This is a genomic window from Luteibacter sp. (assembly GCF_036500425.1).
Taxonomy (GTDB): domain Bacteria; phylum Pseudomonadota; class Gammaproteobacteria; order Xanthomonadales; family Rhodanobacteraceae; genus Luteibacter.
The window spans coordinates 1-18,532 of the sequence record NZ_DASYCB010000020.1; the positions used below are offsets into that span (position 1 = coordinate 1).

The 18,532-nt window shown below is 62.7% G+C and carries 13 protein-coding genes; 5 read left to right on the forward strand and 8 right to left on the reverse strand.

What is annotated here, in order from left to right:
• Window positions 1-102: 102 nt before the first annotated feature.
• Complete coding sequence (locus VGN46_RS04270) at window positions 103-2,223, reverse strand: TonB-dependent siderophore receptor (RefSeq protein WP_331640983.1); 2,121 nt, start codon at window positions 2,221-2,223, stop codon at window positions 103-105.
• A 174-nt stretch (window positions 2,224-2,397) separates the two neighbouring features.
• Between VGN46_RS04270 and VGN46_RS04275 the strand changes: the two genes are divergently transcribed.
• The 3 genes from VGN46_RS04275 to VGN46_RS04285 are packed head-to-tail and all read left to right on the forward strand — an operon-like array spanning window position 2,398 to window position 4,522.
• Window positions 2,398-2,715 (forward strand): DUF3649 domain-containing protein, encoded by a 318-nt coding sequence (locus VGN46_RS04275; protein WP_331640985.1) that lies wholly within the window; start codon window positions 2,398-2,400, stop codon window positions 2,713-2,715.
• The gene (locus VGN46_RS04280; protein WP_331640987.1) at window positions 2,712-4,259 is read left to right on the forward strand and encodes a PepSY-associated TM helix domain-containing protein; all 1,548 of its coding nucleotides are present in this window, start codon (window positions 2,712-2,714) and stop codon (window positions 4,257-4,259) included. The genes VGN46_RS04275 and VGN46_RS04280 overlap by 4 nt, the downstream gene beginning before the upstream one ends.
• The gene (locus tag VGN46_RS04285) at window positions 4,256-4,522 is read left to right on the forward strand and encodes a DUF3325 domain-containing protein (protein ID WP_331640989.1); all 267 of its coding nucleotides are present in this window, start codon (window positions 4,256-4,258) and stop codon (window positions 4,520-4,522) included. Before VGN46_RS04280 ends, VGN46_RS04285 begins: the two co-directional genes overlap by 4 nt.
• On the opposite strand, the gene VGN46_RS04290 is transcribed toward VGN46_RS04285, so the two are convergent.
• From VGN46_RS04290 to VGN46_RS04315, 6 genes are all read right to left on the reverse strand, one after another.
• Window positions 4,503-5,534, reverse strand: coding sequence for an alpha/beta hydrolase (locus VGN46_RS04290; RefSeq protein WP_331640991.1), 1,032 nt, complete (start codon window positions 5,532-5,534; stop codon window positions 4,503-4,505). The two genes, VGN46_RS04285 and VGN46_RS04290, sit on opposite strands and share 20 nt — an antisense overlap.
• 58 nt (window positions 5,535-5,592) lie before the next feature.
• Window positions 5,593-6,252 carry a M24 family metallopeptidase gene (locus VGN46_RS04295; protein ID WP_331640993.1) on the reverse strand — a complete coding sequence of 220 codons (660 nt, stop codon included), beginning with the start codon at window positions 6,250-6,252 and terminating at the stop codon, window positions 5,593-5,595.
• A gap of 92 nt (window positions 6,253-6,344) precedes the next feature.
• Entirely contained in the window at window positions 6,345-7,154 is an 810-nt protein-coding gene (locus tag VGN46_RS04300) for a hypothetical protein (protein WP_331640995.1), read from the reverse strand.
• 649 nt (window positions 7,155-7,803) lie between these two features.
• Window positions 7,804-8,361, reverse strand: coding sequence for a hypothetical protein (locus VGN46_RS04305; RefSeq protein WP_331640996.1), 558 nt, complete (start codon window positions 8,359-8,361; stop codon window positions 7,804-7,806).
• A 429-nt stretch (window positions 8,362-8,790) separates the two neighbouring features.
• On the reverse strand, window positions 8,791-13,275 hold the full coding sequence (locus VGN46_RS04310; protein WP_331640998.1) for an RHS repeat-associated core domain-containing protein: 4,485 nt from the start codon (window positions 13,273-13,275) through the stop codon (window positions 8,791-8,793).
• Window positions 13,276-13,484: 209 nt separating this feature from the next.
• A complete protein-coding gene (locus VGN46_RS04315) occupies window positions 13,485-14,525 on the reverse strand; it encodes a CDP-glycerol glycerophosphotransferase family protein (protein ID WP_414675224.1) in 1,041 nt (346 codons plus the stop codon).
• Window positions 14,526-14,605: 80 nt separating this feature from the next.
• Between VGN46_RS04315 and VGN46_RS04320 the strand changes: the two genes are divergently transcribed.
• Window positions 14,606-15,373, forward strand: coding sequence for a glycosyltransferase family 2 protein (locus tag VGN46_RS04320; RefSeq protein ID WP_331641002.1), 768 nt, complete (start codon window positions 14,606-14,608; stop codon window positions 15,371-15,373).
• A gap of 77 nt (window positions 15,374-15,450) precedes the next feature.
• On the opposite strand, the gene VGN46_RS04325 is transcribed toward VGN46_RS04320, so the two are convergent.
• Window positions 15,451-16,518, reverse strand: a complete 1,068-nt coding sequence (locus tag VGN46_RS04325) for a nitronate monooxygenase family protein (RefSeq protein ID WP_331641004.1) — start codon at window positions 16,516-16,518, stop codon at window positions 15,451-15,453.
• A gap of 170 nt (window positions 16,519-16,688) precedes the next feature.
• Between VGN46_RS04325 and VGN46_RS04330 the strand changes: the two genes are divergently transcribed.
• Complete coding sequence (locus tag VGN46_RS04330) at window positions 16,689-18,434, forward strand: FAD-binding oxidoreductase (protein ID WP_331641006.1); 1,746 nt, start codon at window positions 16,689-16,691, stop codon at window positions 18,432-18,434.
• Window positions 18,435-18,532: the final 98 nt, after the last annotated feature.

Here is an 18,532-nt window from a genome sequence, read left to right on the forward strand (position 1 = left end):
CCTAACGGCGGGTTTTTTTTCACCTGTAGGAGCGCGCTTGCGCGCGATGGGTGCTTGTCGCAAGGCCCATCGCGCGCAAGCGCGCTCCTACAGGGTTGTTGCTTAGAAACGGTAAGTGGCGGCGCCTACGATGCTGCGGCGGGGGCCGACGAAGCAGTCGCCTCGGGCCAGGCAGCTGGCGTTGTAGCGCTGGTCGGTGAGGTTCGCGGCGTTCACCGAGAACCGCCATGGGCCCTGGGTCCAGGCCACCATGGCATCGAACAGCGTCTTCGCCGGGACGCGTAGCGTGCCGGTCTCGTCGTAGTTCACGCCGATGTAGCGCGCGCCGGCGCCGAAGCTGAGGCCATCGCTATCGCCCGCGTTGACGTGATACACCGCCCACGCCGACGCCTGCGTCTTCGGCAGGCCGGCGACGATCGTGCCGTCATCGGGACGCGCCTTCGTCCAGGTGTAGGTAACGATCAGGTCCACATGCTCAACGACGCGGGTCGAGGCTTCCAGCTCGACGCCACGCGTCCGCGCGCGGCCGCCCTGCACCTGGTTGAGCGGGTTTTCCGGATCGGGGGAGAGGCGGTTTTCCTCGCGCAGGTCGTAATACGTCGCCGTGACCAGGGTCGGGCTACCGTTCGGCTGGTACTTCACGCCGGCCTCGTACTGCTTGCCGCGTAGCGGATCGTAAGGACGGTTGTAGAAGTCGAGGCTATCCAGCGGCTGGAACGACTCGGTGTAACTCACGTACGGCACGATGCCGCTGTCGAAGCGGTACATCAGGCCATAGCGCGCCGTGGTCGCGTTGTCTTCCGAACGATCGTCGCCGGTCTTCAGCGACGCGCGATCGTGGCGAAAGCCCACGGTGCCGATCCAGTGGTCGCCCCAGTTGATCTGATCCTGCACGTACAGGCCGGTCTGCTTTGAACGGCTGTTAGCGATGGGGAACACGTCCGGGGCGACGAAGCCGTTACCGTACACCGGTGCGTACAGATTGAACGGCACCTCGTCGAAACCGTTGCCCTGGCGGCTATCGGTATGCGAGCGGCCGAGATCGAGGCCGATCAACACGCGATGCTGCATGCCAAGGAAATCGAAATCCGCCTGGGCGTGGGTGTCGGTGACGAGGCGCTTATGCCGATCCTGCGAGATGTAGCTGTAGCGTGCCACGGTGCTCGCGGTGTCATCCAGGAACGGATACGACGGGTTCGAATACACATCCGGGTACAGCGTGCGGTAGTCGACGTTGTCATGCGAATAACGCAGGTTCGTCTCGAACTTCCAGGTGTCGTTAAAGCGGTGCTCGAAGAACGAGCTGACCGAGCGCTGCTGGGTGTCGTAGCGATCGAAACCGGGCTCGCTCACGAAGCGGTTCGTCGGAATGTGCCCGTTCGGGTTCGGCAGCAAGGTGCCTGAGTTCGGCAGGAAGTTCAGCGAGGTGCCGTTGTGGTCGAACTGCAGGTTCGCAAGCAGCGTCCAGCGGGTATTGTCGTCCGGCGCCCAGGTGATCGACGGGGCCAGGCCCTTGCGATCGTCGGGCACATGGTCGATCTGCGAGTTCGAGTCGCGGTAGACGCCGATCAGGCGATACGCCCAGTGGCCGGCCTGGTCGAGCGGACCGGTGAAGTCGAAGCCGACCTGCTTGCGCGCATTGTTGCCGACCTGCAGCTGCACCTCGTGCGAGGCCTCAAACTGCGGGCGCTTGGAGGTGAGCGCGATCAGACCACCCGTGGTCCCCTGGCCGTACAACACCGACGACGGCCCGCGGACGATCTCGAGGTGATCAAGGAAGTACGGCTCGGTACGTGCGTACGCGTAGCCGAAAGCCTGGCGCAGGCCGTCCAGGTACTGCACGAACGAGGTGCCGCGCAGGAAGGCATCATCGCCGCGGCTATCCACGCCGTAGGCATCGGCGCGCACGCCGGCCGAATAGCGCAGGGCGTCCTGTACGGTAAGCACGCCCTGGTCGCGCATCTGCACGTTGGAGACCACCGAGATCGCCTGCGGGGTCTCGATGATCGGGGTGTCGGTCTTGGTCGCCGAGGAGGCATCGGTGCGGGTGTAGCCGGCATTGACGCTCGTGCCCTGGACGTTCACCGCATCGAGCTGGACGGCTTTGTCGCGCTTCTGCTGGGCCTGGTCGGCCTCGCTGGCGGGGCCATCCGTCGCGCTGGCCAGCAGGGGGAACAGCGCGCTGGCAACCAGCACGGGGAGCGATTTCTTGAGTAGGATCATGGGTTTCCCTAGGTCGGCCCGGGCGCCCGGCAGGCTGCCGACTCGTATTTGCGAATGAATCTCATTAATATATTCGCCCAGTAACGCCGTTCGCGCAATCTTGCGAATGACACGTTCCGATGGCTTATCCGCACGGCAGCGTGTCGGCGGCCGCCCCGTCCCCGAGGGAGTTTCATGCCCCGTTCCACCTCTAACGGCGCGCCCGCCACCCGCGTCGCCCGCGCCCTGGACGTCGCGTCGCGCACGGTCCTTGCGGCGGTGGGCGGCTATATCGCCGCCGCGCTGACTACGGCCGGGCTAGCCCGCTGGCTGCCGATCCCGCGCGTCGAGGCGGTCGTGGCCGGCATGCTCGCGTCATTCGCCGTCTACGCCGCGGTGGCGATCTTCGCGTTCGCGGTGGTCCGGGTTTCACGCGTGTGGTTCTGGACCAGCGTGTACTGCGTGCCTTTGGCCGCCGCGCTCTATCTCGCCATGCATGGTGCTGGCGTATGAACGGCGGGCTTCGCCAATCGATGGCGTGGCTGCATACCTGGGTCGGCCTGTTGCTGGGCTGGCTGCTGTTCCTCGTGTTCGTCACCGGCACGGCGGCCTATTTCCAGGACGAGATCACACGCTGGATGCAGCCCGAGGTGCACGGGCAGCACAACATCGATGCGAGCGCCGAAGGCGCCATCGCCTACCTGCAGACGCACGCGGCGAATGTGGAGCAGTGGTCGGTGGACCTGCCCGGCCATCGTGCCGTAGCGACCACGGCGTTCTGGAAAGAAAAGGGCGAGACCTTCGCGCAGTGGCGCGACCACTCCTTCCTGGTAGACGGCCACGGCCAGAAGGTCGACGCACGCGACACGCTCGGCGGCTGGCGGCTCTACCGCATGCACTTTGATCTCTACTACCTGCCGGTGCTGTGGGCGCGCTGGCTGGTGGGCCTGGCGGCCATGTTCATGCTGGTGGCCATCATCAGCGGTGTCATCACGCACAAGAAGATCTTCACCGACTTCTTCACCCTCCGCTTCGGCAAGGGGCAGCGCTCGTGGTTGGATGGGCACAACCTCAGCGCGGTACTCGCGTTGCCGTTCCACCTGATGATTACGTATACGGGCCTTGTCACCCTGGCAGCGCAGTACATGCCGTGGGGCGTGGCGGCTGCCTACGATAAGCCGACGCAGTACTACGCCGAAGCGTTCGGCGCGGACGAGGCGCCCAAGCGCTCCGGCCGTGTGGCGCCGATGGCCTCGATCACCGCCATGATCAAGCAAGCACGCGAGACCTGGCAGGGTGCGGAGCCGGGTTACATCTTCGTGGCGATTCCCGGCGACGCCAACTCGTTGGTGAAGCTCACGCGCGCCACGGATGCCGGCATGGACACCCGCGGCGAAACGCTGACGTTCGACGCCGCGACCGGCGTGATGCACGCACGACCGCCCGCCCGCGGCGGTGCCCGTGAAACCGAGAGCGTGATGGTAGGCCTGCACGCGGGACGCTTCTCCCCGCTGCTGCTGCGCTGGCTGTACTTCCTCGCTGGCCTGACAGGCACAGCCATGGTCGGCACCGGCCTGATCTTGTGGACCGCCAAGCGCCGGCTTCAGCTACCCGACCCCGAGCGGCCGTACTTCGGTTTCCGCCTGGTCGAACGGCTGAATGTCGCGACGATCGCTGGCCTGCCCTTCGGCCTCGCCTGCTACTTCCTTGCCAACCGCCTGCTGCCGATCGGGCTGCTACAGCGCCCGAACTGGGAGACGAACGGGTTGTTCATCGGCTGGGGCGCGCTCTGCCTGGTCGCCATCGTGCGGCCGGTGAAGCGTGCATGGGTCGAGACATTGTCGGTGGCCGCCGCGGGCTTCCTCGCAGTGCCGGTGGTCGATATGGTCACGACAGATCGTGGGCTCTTCGTCAGCCTGTGGCGCGGCGATGTGCTGTTCGCCACCTTCGACCTGGTGATGCTCGCCTTCGCCGGCCTGTTCGGCTTCTGCGCGTGGAAGGTGCACCACCGCAAGGATGTCGTGCGCGCAGGCAGTAAGAAGGAGGCCATCGCATGATGCTGCTCTGCCTGCTCGCTGCGCTCGCCGGATTTGCTGCGCTGAGCCTGGGCATGTCACGCCACCAGCGCGATATCCTCGGCAGGATCTTGTCAGCGGGCCGCACGAAGGGCCTGAAGATCGCTGGATGGGTGTTGCTTGCGGTTTCGTGGGCCGCGGCCATCGCAAGCGACGGCGCGGCGTTGGGTTCGGTGTACTGGATCGGCGTGCTGACCTTCGGCGCGCTGATCGTCGCCTTCTCGGTTACCCGCCTGTCACGTTGAGCACCGGGCGCTTACCCGGCAAGGCCCACTGGATGCCCCGGGTGATGATCATCGGGAACACGGTGAGGTGATCTTCGCCGGGCACGGTGAGCAGGTTCACATGCAGGCCCGGGTAATGCTTTGCCTGTAGTTCGGCGACGAAGCGCTTGTTGTCGCCAATCATGTCGGTGCCGGTGTTGAAGCGACGGTCGGCCTTGTCCTTACTCAGCGTCTCGAAGCCACCGAGCACGACCAGCACATTCGCCGACAGGTCTTTCCTCGCCGCCAGGGCGTCGTGCATGCGGGCGAATTCCACGCCATGATCGAACTGCAACGACGGGCTGCCGAGGATGTAGTGGCTGAACATGCCGGGGTCATGGATCAGGATCTCGTAACCGAGCAGGCCACCGTAGGAATGACCTACGTAGATCGCGCGTGACATGTCGGCGCGGTAGTTCGCCGCGATCACCGGGAACACGTCGTCCTTGAGCGACTCACGGTAGCCTTCGGCTTCGCCGTGCAGCACAGGCCGGCCAGGCATATCCGAGGTCAGGCCACTCGGCCCGTGATTCGTCGGCGTGTAGTCACGACGGCGGCTGTACACCGGCGTGTCGCCAGCCGCGTACGAGAGGCCGACCAGGATGAAGTCCTCGGTGCCATCGCCATGGTCACCCAGGCGGCGGGCGATGCTGCGGATCAATGGAAAGTCGTAGTTCGCATCCGTGACGAACATCACCGGGTACTTGCGGTCTGGCTGCGCGGCGTAGTCGGGCGGCAGGCTGACGAAGAGCTGGTAGTCGCGGTTGAGCTTGCTCGCGTGAATCGTGCGGACTTCGGTGTCGTCGAGCACGTAACGTTGTACGGCATCGACCTTGATGCCGGCTACGGTGGAAGCGGACACCGGTACCGGAGTGTTCGTGAGAGCGACCGCGGATACGGGGGCGGCGTTCGGTGCCTCAGCTTCCGGCGCCTTCGAGCAGGCAGCCAGGAGAACGCATACCGCGAGCGAGGCGCCCCATGTAAGACGGACCATCCGGTGTCATTCCCTGTGCGTTGGTGAGCAAGCATTGACGCATAGATGACTCGACGAGTCACGCCATCAACAGGTCTTCGTAGAAGGCGCCGATCGGCAGCGTGGGATGGGCGATCTGGATCTCCAGGATCCACAGGCCAGGCACCGGCTGCGCGTCGAAGTCACCCAGGTTGCCGGCCTTATGCACGGCATGCGGGTAGTCGCCGACGCGGTGGCCTTTCGTCGCGTGATTGAGACGCCAGCCAAGTGACTCCGCTTCTGCGCTTACGTAGTCATACAACGCCACGCCGGTCACCCCTTCGCGCCAACGCGCTTCGCCGCGGCGGAACAACTCACGAGCCGCCTTCGCGCAGGCGTGCATGATGCTGTCGTCGCCAACGACGAAGGTATCGCCTACGTCACCTTCGTGGCCTTCGAAGACGGGGCCCAGATCGACGAAGAAGATGTCATTTACCGCCAGTACGGTGTCAGGCGCGGAGCGCTGCCGGAAGGTCTTAAGCGTGTTGGCGCCGAAGCGGATGATGCTGGGGTGCCAGATGCGTTGCATGCCAGCCGCGTGCAGGCGCTCCCCGGCCATGGCGATGGCGTCGGGCTCGGTCATGCCAGGGACGATATGCTCAGCGATGTCCCGCAAGGCGACCCACGACCGCTCACGCGCTCCCAGCATGCGCTCCGTTGAAAACGCGCCCCCAGTCGCCTGGGCAGTGGAACTAGACATAACTGACTCCTAAGCCACCCACTACTTTACCCCAACCCGTGTATCCCCTGTAGGAGCGCGCTTGCGCGCGATGCCCTTCTCCACACTGCCGATTACCTTCCCAGAATCATCCGGAACGGGATCCTCCACGCAACAAGGACAATGCCAGATATCCAGGCAATCTTAGTCCAGGAAGTCCACATTCCAACGCCATACACCACTATCCGACTTTCGTAGACATTGCGTAGCACGTGCGACGCAAAAGTCGGCACAACGAGGAGCATGGGATACAAGGCTATCGGTATCGCCGTCATGCCGAACAGCGTGAGCCGCGAGATGTCCAGAAGGAAGTATGACGCCACATACAACTGAGCCAGGAAGAGCGTGGAGAAGAGGAACGACCATTTCGTGAACCTCTCGCTCAATCGTATTTTTTGGCGGCCCTTTCCATTCTCACGATCACCAAAAGGGCCACTTGCCGATTCTCGCTTGAGGATGAGCGTGGCCACGATCCATCTGCCGGAACGAAGAAGTAACAGACCGACGTAGGCCACAATGAGCGAATTTATCGCCAGCAGAATCGGGGCTACCACTATAAGCGCATCGAGTTTATCTGATCCGACACGAATGGAACCCAAAAGTAGTTCTGCAAATAGCATAGGGAACTGCGCGAAGAATACTGCCACGGATTGACCAACATACCGCTGACAAGGCATGTCCATGCTTCCGCACAGCATCGGAGCGATGACGGCTGAAATCGTCATCGTCATGTGGCCGCACCATATCGCCTGAAGCGGGGTCAGGCGAGAACGTAGCAAGGTGGCTAAACTTCCTGTTTGTAAACGCAAGGCTTCACCGTTCTCTGTCATATATTTACTGGCTTTCGTTATAGATGTTTGACGCGCATCCTTTGAGATGCCCATCGGGAACCTCACTGCTGAGGAGCAGCCAATTCAGCCAGAATCGCTAGCACTTCGGGCGCGACTGGGGTAGCACCTTGTGCCTTCTGCGATGGGTAGGTGGTTAGCAAGAATTAGCCCGAGGGTTCGTATGGCCATTCGCTTCAGCCTGGGCAATCAGTTGGTGAGAAGGGAGAGTGCGTCCAATGCAGGCGTAGAAGCGCTTCCGTCCCTCCACTGGGGCCCCCTCTAAAGGTGGCACTTAGGCCGATTGAATTGCGACAGAAGGTCAATTCGTTGCCCCGGTTCGACCTATCTCGGGTCACTACCCACCCGCGCTTCACCACGCTCCGTTCAAACGCGGAACGCATTTCTTGGACAGACTCGCCACTGTGCGCTCTGGCAGCAACTGACGTCACGAAGCCTTTGTCCATTGTGCCCGTTACAACGAGCTTGTCCGCAAAGGGCAGTAACGATAGCTCTCCTTTCAAACGAGCTATCGAAGGCTGAGGTCTTACTGTGAGGTCATCCGCCCAGTGAATCGCCGTGTGCAAGGCCCATCCGATCAAGGCGGCCATGGATCCCACTATCGCCGTAGGCGCGACATACCACACCACAAGCCGAATCAGTCGCACGCTTACGCTCACCTTTTCACTAGAGCCTTCGTTTCGCTTTACCGCGGTGCCATCGCCAAATGTACGGCTGCCGATACGGCAAAGGCGGATCCTATTGTTGCGAAGATTCGCGACGTCACCACATCTTTCTTTCTTAGCAGGATGGCTAAGATCACCGACGAGACAAGACCCGCGAGAGATCCGTCGACAGCGAGCATTCTTTGGATGTCGCCTTGTGCTTCGCTCGCGCTGACAACGCAGAACCATGGGAGGAAGAATGAGACAAGAAGAGATAACATCTCGATCACCGCGGCGACGCGGTAGACGACTCGAAGCACTAAGCTCGGAAACGCGCCTTTAGTACTCGCCTCAACTTCCTCGCAGGTCATATGACGGTCGTCGAGTAGGCGCCGGAATACGCCGAGCGCCCAAGACGGCCAAAAGATGGCAAAGAGCATCGTCATGACCGTAGGCAACGCTCCATCGAGCCAGTCAGCGCCCTTTGCTTTTGCCAACGCGATGCTTACCGTCAATGACATCATCGAAAAGATTAAAGCTATAACAATGCTAAATGGGACCTTCACTGGCGCCTGCACCAATAGTAGACGGTGGTGCATTGAACTCCTTCGATGCCTGCGGCACACCCTTCTGGGCTTCCGCCAACGCCGATCATGCCCTTCGATACGGATACTCCATCCTTGTTGCCAAGAACCTGAGCGCCAACCGCTGCACCTTCGGTGCCAATGATGACGGTGCCATAGGTCACCTGCTCGCCAAGCCCAATGGCCCCCCTGCCTCCGCCATGCGATATCCCGCGACTCGGTGACTGTGGACCGGCTAGTAGACCCTGCATATGCTCTGGCTATAGTTCCACGCACCGCCCGCATCTAGGCAGCGATCTATCGGATCATTGAACATAAGTGCCGCCGTCGCGACTCCGATGCAAAGTAAAATTGCTCCTAGTATCCAGAGCAACTTCCGCTTTGATACGACGCCGAGGACGATGAATGCCATACAAATGAAAAGCCAAAGTAGAGCCATAACCATCAATACTCCTCTGGCAGTCCGTTCGGTCTAAGGGGAGCACAAACTGCCGAGCAGGTCTGACTTGGCGAAGACCGGCCACCATTTCTGCCAAGTGCGTTTGCCGCCCGGTCTTCGTCGCAAGCCCAGCTGGGATCTCCCTTAACGTACTGATCCGTCAACTCACGCACCTCACTAACGATTCTTGATTCTATGGCGCCTCCCACTCCGAGACGTGCCGCCTGGCAGTTTGCCTTGCAGTGAAAGTACTTATCTGCGCCGATGGTGTTTGCGTTGCGCATGTCGCGATAGTTCTTCAGAAAGAAGATATCTGCAATTAGCGCGGACTCGACCGGGCCGACGGACGAATCAAGGCCCATCGGATCGACGTTAACCAGCGGGTTTCCATTGGCGTAGCTGTAAGTGGATACTCCGCCGCCCAATCCAATCGGGTCACTCTGCACGTACCTGCCACTGGTCGGATCATAATCCCGCCACCCATTCTGAAAGAGACCCGTCACAGCATCAAACCGCTGACCCGGGAACCGCATGTCGAGGACATACTTCGTCCCATCCTTATCCGGATCTTCGTTCGGAGGGGTGCTACCGAAGGCCTCGCCGGTAGCCGACCAAGACCAGATAGCCTTGTCACTCGCCCGATCGATGACGACACGAGGGCTTCCAAGGTGGTCAGGCTGGATATCGCGGATCGCCTCGCCATCGATCGCAGCCAACGGTAGGTCGCCCAACCACACCATTTGTCGGATAGGCTGCCCCACGCCGTCGTAGTCGCCGATCCAATGGCCCGCTTCATCGTGGAGCGAGATCGTCGTCTGCCCGGCGATGTATCGCGCCACCTGCTGCCCGAACGGGCTGTAGGCGTAGTTCATCTCCACGATGCCGTTGACCTTCGCCTGGCTCATCCGGCCGCTGGCGTCGTAGACGAACTGTCGCTCGTCGATTTGCGTGGTATTGCCGTTCAGGTCATAGCCCCGGAGGACACCCGCCGCCATGATCAATCGATGACTGTCAGCGGGGTACTCGAACCTCTGTACGGGAGAAGGCGACGCAGTCCACGTCAGGCGGTTGCCGGTCTTGTCGTAGGTGTACGCATGGCGAGCTGATGTTGGGCCTGTAGCGGTGACCTGGCCCAGCACGTTATGCGTGACGCTGATCGCCGTACCGTGGCTGGTGAGCGTCTTGACGTTGCCATCGGCGTAGACGATCGACAGATCGAGGCCGTCGGCACGGCCATCGGAGACGCGAGTGACGGCGCCTTGCGGGTTGTAGAGGCGCTCGATGGTGCGCGCGCCTGCCGTCCAGCGAGTGGGACGGCCTAGCGCATCGCGCGCAATGGAAGTGAGCACCGGACGGACGCCGCTATCGTGCAGCGTGACGTCAATGACGCTGCCCATCGCGTCACGGGTATACGCGACCCGGCGGCCATCGGGATACGTCATGGCCGACACGCGCCCTGCTGGTGTGTAGTCGTAGCGTAGCGTGAGGCTTACACCACGAACGGTTTGCTTCTTAGCGACCACCTGTCCAGCGAAGTCGTAGCAGAACGAAGTGGTCCCACCGTCCCGGTCCGTGGCGGAGCTGAGCCGGCCGATGGCGAAGGTCGCGCCCGGGCCGCAGTCGGAGGGTGCCGTGTCGTATGAGAAGCGGGTCTGCTTGCCGTCGCTGTAGGTCAGGGTCGTGAGGCGCCCCAGAGCGTCGAACTGGCGCCCCACAGCACGGCCATCTGCAGGGGTCTCGCCCACTGGCTGCCCTGCCTCGTCATTCTCAAAGGCGGTCTCACCTGTATCCGGACTGCGCTGCCACAGGAGATCGCCGATGCCATTGCGCAGGTATCCCGTGGAGAGGCCTTTCGGGTCAACGACGGTCTTGATGTTGTCGGCACCGTCGTAGGTGAAGTTCGTCTGCGCGGTGAGAAGAGACTTGCCTTCGGTGCGCCGGGTCACCCGACCTCGCGCATCACGCAGAAGAGCGACCTTCGTTGTATTGCCATCCTGTCCTGTCGAGCGGCCGTTGGCGTCGGCCAGGAAGGAAATCGCGTAGCCATTCCGATCACGCAGGCCTTCCATCACACCATGGGTGTCGTAGGTGTATTCGCGGTGGGCATCTTCGGTGCCATCGCCACGCAGGTGGGTTTCCGAACCCATAAGCCCCTGGTCATCCCGACCGATCAACTGGCGATTGCCCAGGCTGTCGACGCGCTCGACCAGGCGGTGGGCAGCATCGTAGGTGTACTTCAGACGGGCGCCATCCGGGTCCGTCAGGGTCTCCAGGTCGCCATTCGCGTTGTAGGTCATGCGTGTGATGGCGTCCGCGGCCGACGGGGAGCCATCGGCACGGGCACGGATGGCGATTTCCAGCGGGCGCCCGGCAGCATCGTAACGACGATCCGTGCGGATGCCGTTGACGTCGGTGCTAGCGACAACGCGGCCAGCGGCGTCGTATGCCAGCACCGTCGCCACATGGCCAAGCCCGTTGGTCGAGGTGTGAAGGTCACCTTTGCGCCATGTGCACGTGGCCGGACCACCGGCGCAGCCGGGGGCATCACTGGCGCGGTACGAGTATCGCGTGGTGTCGACATCACCCGCGATCGGACCGTCGATGGATGTGACACGCCCTGCGGGGTCGTACACATATCGCGTGATGCGCTCGTCCGGCCATGCCGACGAACGAGGATTTGCGGCATCGGCGAGGCCGCCCTCACGTTGCTCCGTCAGGTTGCCCCTGGTGTCATACGTCAGGCTGGTCCAATGCGCGCCATCGTCAATGCGCACAGGTTTGTCGAACGTCGGATGCCAGGTGGTCCGGACCGTCCGGGCAGCGGGTGTACCTGCCGCTTCGGTGCGTTCGGTCTCAAGGCCACGCGCATCATCGTAGCGGTACGTGGTCGCCGTCCCGAGGTAATCCGTTTGATTGCCGACAAGGCCGTTGTCGAGGTAGGAGAACGTTCGCTCGTGTTCGTCATCACGAATCGATTCGGTTCGAGTCGCTAGGCGAGTCCGTCCTTCAGTGAGGATCGTTTCCCAGTATTCACTATAGCGGCGGTCTTTCGAGCTGACCGTAACCTCGTTGTTGCCGCGCTCCCAAAGCTCTGTCCACTCGAGATCATCGCCATGAGACGACCGCACTGCCCGACCAAACTCATCGTACGAATAGCTTGAGAACCGCTTTCCATCGCCACCGGCGATTCCGGTGAGCTTATGGTCGGCCTTGCTAGTGTGCGCGCGCTCATCATAGATGTATCCAATGGCCCGGCCATCGGCGTACTGGACGCTCAACAGGTCGTAGTCGCCATTCAAGGGCTTGTCAGCGTGGTCGTAGCGTATGCGGCCGCCGTCCGGCGTGGTCAGTCCGTTGATGCGGCCCTGCTTGTTGTAGCTGATATGAATCTCGCGCCCCTGCGGATCCGTGACGCCGGTTAGACCCTTGGGTCCGCCCTGACCCACTGCTTGGTAGTGAAAGGTGAATGCCTGGCCGTTCGCGCTAACCCGACTTACGAGTTGGCCGCGCTCGTCAAACGATTCTTCCGTGAGGTCTGGCCAGGTATAAACCCAGCCACCACCGGAGCGATCCCGCAGTTTGCCCCGTTCGCCATGTAGACCTTCATAGTTCTTCCCGACGCGGCGGAAAGTGATCTCCCGGCCGTCCTCGAGGATCAGGGTAGCCGCATTGCCGTAGGCACGCGCTTCACCGTCGTAGTAGGGCCGCGGGACGATACTCCGGTCCCACGAGTGGCGCCAACGAGCGCCCATGCGTGAGGGTTCGGCGTCACGGCGATACGCCGTCGCAAGGTCCGTCCTCAACGCCGCCGCTCCGCTGTGATAAGTGCGAGCGAAGTTCAGACCTGATCCGGATGGGTCAGCGTAGTCGACGACTCGCTCGACCTTACTCAGCGTCAGGGGATTGATCGGATTTCCAACCGTGGGCGCGTTCCCGATGGGACATTGATTTGCGCCATCCTCGCTGGGAATGCCCAGGTCACCGCCCTGCGGGAGACGATCTGAAGGTGTGCATGCGACCGGCACGGAAGAGGTCGGCGGGCTCCGGTTCTCCCAGTATTCTCCTTTGTCATCGACGAGCATCGCACCGTCGGGGCACGATCGAACGACGTCAATAGGGTGAAGTTTCTGGATGCTACCAAACTGCCCGAATATGACGATGATTTCGGTCTTCGTGTACTCGCTTGACTTCCCCGCCTCCCCTGCCACCCGCGTTTGTTGAACTTCATCGAGATGGCATGTCGGATCCTCTTCGCAGAAATTCTTTACCGCAATGTCGACAACCTCATCGAATCGCTCCATGCCGACGTGGACTGCGAATGGATCATCGATGCCGATCAACCGACCGATGACGGTGAAGCCATCTTCATAGGACGCGAACCTGGTGTCGGCCTGTTGAGCGCGCGTGGGCGTGGCACCAAAAGTGAGCACCGCGCTGACGGCAAGCGCCAGCGCCGAATATTTCGGCAATTTTCCGGAGTACGACGACATGAACTTCCCAGCCCGTTTGTTGAACGGAGCAGGCTAGGGAACGCGTTGGTCGGCGTATATGGAAGAATTCTGAAAAATGGCACGAATTAGTTTACGTGTGATGTAAACCTCAACCCTGGGATTGAGTACCTGCCATGGTCTTTTGTTCTACATTCTCGTTGACATGGGCGAGGATCACGGCATATCGATGAGTCAACATGCAGGTGCGATCAAGCGTCGTCGGTGAACATCGCAGGAAGGTCGCGAGCCGCCTTGTAGCGACGGACCAGGTTCAGCGGCTTACGCCGAAGCGCTCCAAAATCACCACGCTTGAACGCAGCCACTGCATCCAGCACCCGCTCACTGGCATGCCCATCATGCGACGGATGAATCTGGTCACCATGCGCTTTGATCGCCGCCATCAACTCCGGTGGATACGTCAACGCACGATCAATGGCCGCGTCAACATCATCCGGCGTCGGCACATCCAGCATGAACGGATGCGGCACGCGGTTAGCAATCGTGACAACAGGCTTATGCATCACGGCAAACTCGTGGATTACCGATGACGTATCGCAGACCAGCACATCGGCCGCGCGTTCCAGCTCGATAAGTTTTTCCGACGTGTAGAAACGCGCGTTCTCCGCTTCCAGACCACGGTAGGCATCGACCAGCGCTTGGTCGCACTTTGGGTGCAACGTAAGCAGCCACTGGCGATCACCCCGAGCGATCATTTTGCGCAGCGGTTCGACCATGCCAGGCGCGGCACTCAGGCGATGACTAAAGGTCGACGCATACATCACCACCGGTCGGCCATCACGTTCGAGGATCGATGGATCGCGCGGCGGTGGTGGCTGGATGAACAGTGGATCGAGTTTCGGCCAGCCGGTTTCGCGCACGGCGAAGTAACCGTGCTCCTTCACCAAGGCTTCGAACGGCTTGGTGGTCGCCGGGCCCTGCGTCACGTATAGATCGAAGAAGCCGCGAATGGCGAAGTGCCCACGCCCCGGCTCACGCTTCTCCGCATTGAACCCATGGAACACCTGGACCTTGATGCCCGGCAGGCGCGGTGAGACCCAGTTGGCGGCGCAGTACACCGCCTCGGGCTGCATGGCTTTCGCCGCCTTCAGGCGGGTGATGCGGTGTTCGTCTGCGGCGAGGTGTGCGGCCACGGCATCGGGCACGATCCAGCCCACGTCCTGTCCACGCGCCTTCGCGGCGGCAGCGAGCGGGCGCAGGATCGGCAGCGCATATTCCTCGGTGGCGAACATAAGGCACGCGGCCACGGCAAACCTCGATCGGGGGCAACGTGGCATTATGGCCCGTCAGCCCTTTCCATTCCCGTGCTTTCATGACCCAGCGGCCCATTTCCCTCTGCGTGATCACCCAGAACGAGGCCGACCGCATCCGGGATTGCCTGGCATCGGCGAGCTTCTGCGATGACCTGGTCATCGTGGATGGCGGCTCCAGCGACGCGACCCAGGCGATCGCCCGCGAGATGGGCGCCCGCGTGTTCGAGCGCGCGTTCGATGGGTTCCGCAGCCAGAAGGCATTCGCGGTGGCGCAGGCGAAGAACGAATGGGTGCTCTGCCTGGATGCCGATGAGCGCGTGGGTGATGACCTGCGAGCGGCTATCGAGAAGGCGTATGAAGGTGGCTTCGCTGGTGCGGCGGGTTACCGGTTCTATCGCCGCAATGACTTTTTCGGCCGCTTCATGCAGCACGGTAATGCCGGCGCTGACAAGGTGCTACGCCTGTTCGACCGCCGCCAGGGCGGCTGGCGGGGGCCGAGGGAGATCCATGAATCGGTGAGCGTCGATGGCGACGTGAAGATGCTTGGCGGCTATCTGGATCATTACCCGTATCGCTCGCTGTCCGAGCTGATGAGTAAGCAGGAGCGGTATGCGCACATGATGGCGACGGAGGAATTCGCCGCCGGCAAGCGCGCGACCCTGACCCAGATCATCGTGAGCCCGATGTGGCGGTTTTTTCGTGGTTACGTGTTGCGCGCGGGGTTTCTCGATGGGTGGCGTGGCATCGTTTACGCGTTGCTGCGAGTTGAATACGTGCGGCGCAAGTACGTGAAACTGTACCTGCTGCAGCACGGCCAGAAACCGTAACGCCCAAAAGCACCTGTAGGAGCGCGCTTGCGCGCGATGGGGCTTGTCGCGAGCACTCATCGCGCGCAAGCGCGCTCCTACAAGAGCGACGCGGCCGTGTCTGCGATGTTGCGGGTGATGGACTCGGCGCTGCCTTCGCGGGCCAGGGCGCCGGCCTGGCCGCTCCATAGGGGCTGAAAGTCCCCCTGGCCTAGTTTTTCGGTGGCGGCGCGCATCGGGCCTAGGGCACCCCCCGCCAGCGGGAAGGGCAATGCATCGGGAGAGAGCGGCCCGATCTCGCGCATGATCCGGTTAATCACACCACGCGCCGGGCGGCCAGTGAGGACGTTGGTGACCGCGGTGTTGTCATCGCGGGCGTGCTTCAACGCCGCTTTGTGCACCGGCACGCTGATGGATTCATCCGAGAGCAGGTAGGCCGTGCCGATCTGGACTGCCGAGGCGCCGAGCGTCAGGGCTGCCGCCATGCCGCGGCCGTCCGCCACCGCGCCAGCCGCGATCACGGGAATCGACAGGGCGTCCGCCAACTGCGGCACCAGGGCGAACAGTCCCGGTTGGGTGGCCATGTCTTCGGTGAGGAAGTTGCCGCGGTGACCACCCGCTTCGCTGCCCTGGGCGATCACGGCATCGACGCCGCGTTCGGCTAACCAGCGGCCTTCGGCCACGGTGGTAGCCGCGGCGATGATCTTTGCCCCCGTCTTGCGGACCCGCTCGAGCAGCTCCTCCGGTGGCAACCCGAAGTGGAAGCTCACCACCTCCGGCTTCAGCGCTTCGACCATCCGGCACATGGCATCGTCGAACGGGGCGCGGCCGCCGGCGGCGGTCAGGCTCGCCGGATCCACCTTGAACTCGCTGAAGTAGGGCGCCAGCCGCGCCAGCCAACGACGGCTGTCTTCGTCGGTGGGGGTCCGTGGCTGGTGGGCGAAGAAGTTGAGGTTCACCGGCGCGGTGACGGCCGCCCGGAACAGGGCGACTTCCTCCGTCGTTTTTTCCACGCTGACCGAGGCACAAGGTAATGAGCCAAGCCCACCCGCTTTCGCCACGGCGATGGCCATGGCCGAACCGCCGGAGCCAGCCATGGGGGCAAGCAGGATGGGGGTTTCGATGTGGAAGAGATCGAGCAGGCGGCGGTCGAGCCAGATGGACATGTAAGCGACTCCCGGGGACGGAGGAAGACGCCCATGATGCGCCCGTTGGGACGGTCCCGCTTGTCCCCACCCGCCCGCGATTCGTCCCCGGGGTGGCGGCTTTCCTCCCTGCGCGGGCGACACCACGGACCGCCCGGCGCAGGATCGGCAGCAACCAACGGAGACCGACCATGGACCGCCGCACCCTGCTGAAGACTGCTCTTGTTCTGCCCCTGCTGCCGCTCGTCGCGAAAGTGGATGCCTTCGTCACCGGTGGCGGACGCTGGTTGAAACCGGGCGCCGCGGGTTGGCCCACGGATGCCGACTGGGAGGCGCTCAATCGCCAGGTCGGCGGCCGCCTCTCCATTCCCAAAAATCCGTTGCTCGACCCCGCCACCCGCGAGGAGGCCCTCTCCCAGATCGGCAACCAGTTCTACGTCGGCGACCAGCCCGGCCTGACCCAGACCGGCGCCTACTACCGCGCCTGGACCTCGACCCCCAGCGCCCGGGTGCTCACGGCGGAGAGCGCGCAGGACATCGCGACGGCCGTTATCTGGGCCCGCAAACACAACGTCCGGCTCGTCATCCGCGGCGGTGGGCACAGCTACCTCGGCGCCTCCAACGCGCCCGACTCCCTGCTGATCTGGACCCGGCGCATGAACGCCGTCAACCTGGTCGATAGCTTCATCCCGCAAGGCGCGAAGGCCGGCACAGCCGGAGTACCCGCCGCCAACGCCGGCGCCGGCGCCATGTGGATCGATGCCTACAACGCGGTCACGACGATCGGCGGCCGCTATATCCAGGGCGGCGGCTGCACCACGGTGGGCTGCGCGGGTTTCACCAACGGCGGCGGCTTCGGCAGCCTGTCGAAGGGTTTCGGCACCGGGGCGTCCAACCTGCTCGAGGCCGAGATCGTCACGGCGGACGGCAAGATCCGCGTCGTGAATGCCTTTCAGGATCCGGAGCTGTTCTGGGCATTGAAGGGTGGCGGTGGCGGCAGTTTCGGCGTGATCACCCGGCTCACCTTCCGCACGCACTACCTACCGCAATTGTTCGGCGCCGTCCGCGGCACGATCATGGCCGACAGTGACGAGTCGTTCCATGCATTGGTGGCCCAGGCCATGCGCCACTTCCGCGACAACCTTTGCAATCCGCACTGGGGTGAGCAGATGGAGTTCCACGGCGATGGACGCATCGACTTGAGGATGCTGTTCCAGGGCCTCGCCGAGGACCAGGTCAGGGCGGCGTGGAAACCCTTCCTCGACTGGGTGGCGACGCGGAAGGCTTACACATGGAAGGACGCGTTCTGGGTGGGCGCCATGCCGGCCCGGCACTTCTGGGACATCGACTTCTACCAGGAGCACGGACTGACCTATGCGGCGCCTGACAAACGGCCTGGCGCGCCGGGGTACCACATGGTCTGGGCGGGCGATCAGGAGCAGGTCGGCACCTATATCTATGCCTACACCTCAGCCTGGATGCCTTCGCGCCTGCTCAAGGAAAACCAGATCGACGCACTGGCCACGGGGATCGTGGAGGCGGCGCGCATCCAGGGCTTCGCCTTCCACTTTAATAAGGGGCTCTACGGCGCGTCCGAGGAAACCCTGGCCCGGGCCCGCGATACCGCCATGAACCCCGAAGTGCTGGACGCGTTCGCTCTGGCGATCATCGCCACCGGCGGCCCTGCGGTCTTCGAGGGCCTGCCCGACGCCCACCGGGATGATGTCAAGGCGGAGCGGGAATCGACCGCCGTGCAGAAGTCATACGCCCGGCTGACGAAGCTCGTGCCCGGGGCCGGCGCCTACTTCTCAGAGAGCGATTACTTCCAGAAGGACTATCAGAAGGCGTACTGGGGCACGAACGTTTCCCGCCTCGCCGCCGTCAAGCGGAAGTACGACCCGGATGGCACGTTCGTGGTGCGGAACGGGATAGGCTGAGGCGCAAAAGCCTTGCAGTACGCGGGCTTGGAGCGGTGACTGCGACATGTTGTTGCTAGGCAACAGGCCGGTAATGCGGGATACTTGAGACCCATTCT